The organism is Thermoanaerobaculia bacterium (assembly GCA_035260525.1).
Lineage (GTDB): Bacteria > Acidobacteriota > Thermoanaerobaculia > UBA5066 > DATFVB01 > DATFVB01.
Window position 1 is genome coordinate 1 of sequence record DATFVB010000344.1, and the last position, 4,094, is coordinate 4,094.

Annotated in this window: 4 protein-coding genes; 1 reads left to right on the forward strand and 3 read right to left on the reverse strand. The window is 67.8% G+C overall.

The window, feature by feature from the left end; all coding sequences use genetic code 11:
• On the reverse strand, positions 1-534 hold a 534-nt coding region (locus tag VKH46_16330; protein ID HKB72406.1), incomplete at its 3' end, for a hypothetical protein.
• A gap of 130 nt (positions 535-664) precedes the next feature.
• Here VKH46_16330 and VKH46_16335 point away from each other — a divergent pair.
• Positions 665-1,471 (forward strand): tyrosine-protein phosphatase, encoded by an 807-nt coding sequence (locus VKH46_16335; GenBank protein ID HKB72407.1) that lies wholly within the window; start codon positions 665-667, stop codon positions 1,469-1,471.
• Positions 1,472-1,620: 149 nt separating this feature from the next.
• Here the strand turns inward: VKH46_16335 and VKH46_16340 are convergent, their stop codons facing one another.
• On the reverse strand, positions 1,621-3,156 hold the full coding sequence (locus tag VKH46_16340; protein ID HKB72408.1) for a di-heme oxidoredictase family protein: 1,536 nt from the start codon (positions 3,154-3,156) through the stop codon (positions 1,621-1,623).
• 88 nt (positions 3,157-3,244) lie between these two features.
• On the reverse strand, positions 3,245-4,094 hold an 850-nt coding region (locus tag VKH46_16345), incomplete at its 5' end, for a WlaTC/HtrL family glycosyltransferase (GenBank protein ID HKB72409.1).

Below are 4,094 nucleotides of genomic sequence, written 5' to 3' on the forward strand. Positions count from 1 at the left end.
GAGGACCTCCCGTTCGACGACGTTCGTGAAGAAGCGGTCCCGGTCGGCGAACCGGCCGTAGTCGTCGGCCGTCCGGACGGTGGACCAGTCGATCGGAGGATCCCCGAGCAGAACCCGCACCGGGTGATGCGGATGACGCGCGTTCAACGCGCGGACCGAACGGAAGAAGTCGCGATAGACGGGAGAGTCCCAAGTGACGATCTGCGTCGTGTCGCGCCAGACCCGTTGCAGTTCGCCGTCGTCGACGGCGGCTCCCGACACATATCGATCGATGACCGACTGGTACTTCCCGTTCCCGAACTCCACGACGACGTCGTCGATCGCTCTCAGGAAGCGGGGGTCTTGCAGAAGGGCCTGCAGAAACTCGTGGAACTCCTTGCGTCGATGCTGCTCCCCGAGGAGGACGAGCGGGTGTGTCTGAAAGGTTCGGAAGATGAAATCGATGGTCGGTGCCGTCCCGCACTTCGAGGGGGTCGCTGTCGTAGCGGCGGATGCGGCGAGCACGGCGACGGCCACGATCGTGGCTTTTTTCATGCAACGAATATAGGCAGGTATCGCGGCCGATCGTTACCAGAACTTTGCTCGATGACCATTTTTCCGGAACAAACCTCCGGGCGGAATTTCGGGAAGATTCGCACCCCGGATCGCGTTACCCTTCAAAGCGATGATCAGGCGCCGGGTTCTCTCCTTCCTCCTCGTTTTCTCCGCGTGTCTCGCGCCCGCGTTTGCCACCCCGCCGGCGGCACGGCCCGCCACGTGGGCCGTCGCCGTCACGGCGAAGAACGTCGAAAACCTCTATCGGGTCGAGCCGGACCTCTACCGCAGCGCCCGGCCTGAAACCGCCGGGTTCCACGAGCTCGCGGCTCTGGGCGTCAAGACGGTGCTGGACGTCGAGTCGCCCGGCGACGACGTCCTCGCCCGTGGAAGCGCGCTCAAGCTCTTCCACGTTCCGATGACGGCGTTCGGCCTGCGCGACGACCGCGTGCTCCAGGCCCTCCGGATCATGGCCGATCCCGCGAACCGTCCGATCGTGGTCCACTGCCATCTCGGCGCCGATCGCACGGGGGCCCTGGTCGCTCTCTATCGCGTCGTCGTGGAAGGGTGGAGCAAGCAAGACGCGATCCGCGAGATGGACGACGGCGGCTATCACCACTCCTCGTGGTGGCGGAACCTCGATCGCTACGTCGCTCGGGCTGACGTCGACGCCCTCCGGAAGGAGCTCGGGATCGAGAAGCCGGGCGCGACGCTGCTCGCCGCCCTGGGCAAGCCGGTCGTCACCCCGGCGCCCTCCGTCGCGACCGCGGATGCCGCGCCCGCGGCGCCGTCGAGGGCAATCGAGCCGGCACCGGCATCCTCCGCCCCCGTCGCGACCGCGCCGCAGACGCCCGCCGGAGGATCCGAGCCTTCCCCCGCTGCGCCGAAGTCGGCCGAACCGGCCGGAACCGCGGCCGCCTCCGGCAACCAGCGCTGAACCCGTCCTCGAGAGTCCTCGAGAACCGCTCCTCCGCTTCGTCCGCAAGTCGATAGAACGAGCTCACGGAAACCGCCGGCCGGCGGGCGCGTCCCTGTGAAACTTCGCGCCGCGCGGTGCGATCGAGAAGCGCCGCCCGGATCGCGGCTTCATTGCTTCTGCAGCGCGCTTCCCTGCGACATCTGAACGCGGAGGCTCGAAGCCTCGAGGGCCTGTCGACCCGTGATTCTCGGCAGGCGGACGCCGATCGGAAGCACCTGGAGGGATTTCAGGAAGAGGCAGAGGTCCGCCTGGCTCGGAAACGGGAGAGTGGCGAACGCGTCGCGGGCGGCCGTCGCTTCGCCGCCGTGGTCGGCGATCGCCTCTCCGATCGTGTCGATGTCTCCCCGGTGTCCGTAGGGCGCCGTGTTCCCTGCGTCCCAGAGCTTGCGCGTCAGGAACTCGTCGGGTGGGACGCCGTTCTGCGCGACCTGCTCGTTGCAGAAGTGCGGATGCTGGTCGTCGCAGATCACGTGGCGCTTCAGATCGGTGTAGGCGCGCACGATCGCCGTCCCGTCGGGCTGGCGCTCGAGGTTCGGCCCTACCAGGTCGCGCGTGAGATCGATCGTGAACGGCTGCGAGACGCCGGCGGGCTGCAGGTTCCCGATGGGATTGTACGGGCCGGGCTCGGAATAGACGGGATGCTGCAGGGTCATCTGCGGTACGTGGCACGACGCGCATCCGATCTGCGAAAAAAGCAGCTCCCCGCGCGACACGGAGTCTCGCTGGGCGGGATCGTCCGGAAGCACCTGCCCGGGGACCCCGAGGCCCGCCTGGAAGAGCGTGGCGGCCGTGATGTCTCCCGTCGAGAGCTCGTCTTTCACGCCGTCGCCGTCGAAATCGTCGGTTCCGGTGCACGCGACGCCGAACCGCTCCGTGGCTTCCATGCCGTGATGCTGGTTGAACGCGTTGGTCGTGAACACGCGGAGGGAAACCACGACCCCTTTCTGGGAGAACGGCTTGATCACGAGGTCCCCGTCGACGCCCTCGACCCCCGAAGTGTCGACGGTCCCATCGGGATGCGCGGCCAGCGATCCGAAGGAAACGCCCTTTGACGCCAGGGTGACGGTCCGGACGGAGCCGGAGGCCTTCGCCTGCGACACGGCGCCGGCGCGTTCCGCCTGGAGCTCGGCCGTCATCTCTCGCGCGAGCATCTCGATGGCTCCGGATCCGTTCATGCCGAGAGTGTTCCGCTCGTCGGAGGTCGCCGCCCCGACGCTGTCGGTGACCGGATCGAGGTTCTGCGCGAGCACGAAGACGTTGGCCACGAAGTCTCCCGCGCCGCCCGCGAACGGCTGGTTGTGGCAGCCGGCGCAGGAGATCGCCTCGGGACCGGACGTGCGCATGAACCGGGGAGAAGGGTCGGAACGCCGGGTCGGCGTGCTGTTGCCCGTCGCGCCGGGCCGTCCGGCGCCGTCGAGCTGGTTGAAGGGCTCTTCGAACAACAGTTGTCCGAGGTCGAAGAGGCGGGCGAACGCGTATTTCCCGGCATCGATGTCCGCCTGAGAAATATGCGCCGCCAGGGTAGGCCGCTCGCCCGGCGCTCCGGCATTCGGGTCGGCCGCGGCTCGCCACCAGACGCCGGCAACGGCGACGACGACGAGAACGTGGGGAAAGAATCTGAACCGACCTCCGATCCTTTTCATGAACGCCTCCGTTGGAGAGTGATGGGCAATCGCCGGAAGAGTAGCAAGACTTTTGCCACGAGCGGTCGAGATGTGCGGCGCCCGACCTTCAGCCGCTCACGAGCGCGAGCTCGCCGACCAGAGCCGCGGTCGTCGCGGAATCCGCGTCGAAGCAGCCCTCATCCAGGCTCGCGACGATTTCCCCGCCGAGGCGCCGGGCGGCGGCGAGCTCGCCGGCCTTTCGATAGACGCGCAACTGGAAGAGGAGATTCTCGGCCGAGCCGTGGGGCCGGAAGTAGTTGTCGAGAATGTGCGAATAATCTCCCGCGTAGAACTCGAAAGCGTCCGGGTCGCGCGCGGCGATGAGCGGAATGACCTGCTCTTCCAGAGGGGCCCATCCATCGGCGAGCGCCCGGTCCACCTCCTCGAAGACGCGGTCGCAGAGCCAGCTCACTTCCGCCGGGCCGCCGCCGATCAAGCCGCCGCCCACCAACCCGCGGAGAAACGAGAAGTACTCGTCGGGCTCTCCGAGCGAGGCGCCGGTGAACGGCCGCAGCCGCAGGAGCCGGATGCGCCGGGACAGCCGGCGAAAGGGTCGCTCGACCGGCCAGTATTTGGCGCGCGCGACATGGCCGATGCCGAAATCGAGCCATGCCGCCCGCTCCATCGGAAACGGCGAGGCGTCGATCGTACGAGCCAGGGCCTCGAATTTCGACCAGGTGAGCAGCCGGTAGAGGGGCGTGTCCTTGTCGGGATTGGCGTTGCGGATGGGTCGGCCGCGCGCCGCCTCGGCGGTCCGGCCGAGACGAGCGTGGGTTCGAATGTCTTCGAAGGCCACCACGCGAACGACCGTCCGGTCGGCGAGGCCGCGCGCCTTGCGCTCGGCCTCGATCACGGCCGCGGGCTCCGGGTCGGCGTAGAAGACGATGTTTTCGTCGAGGTCGAGCACGGTCCTTCCG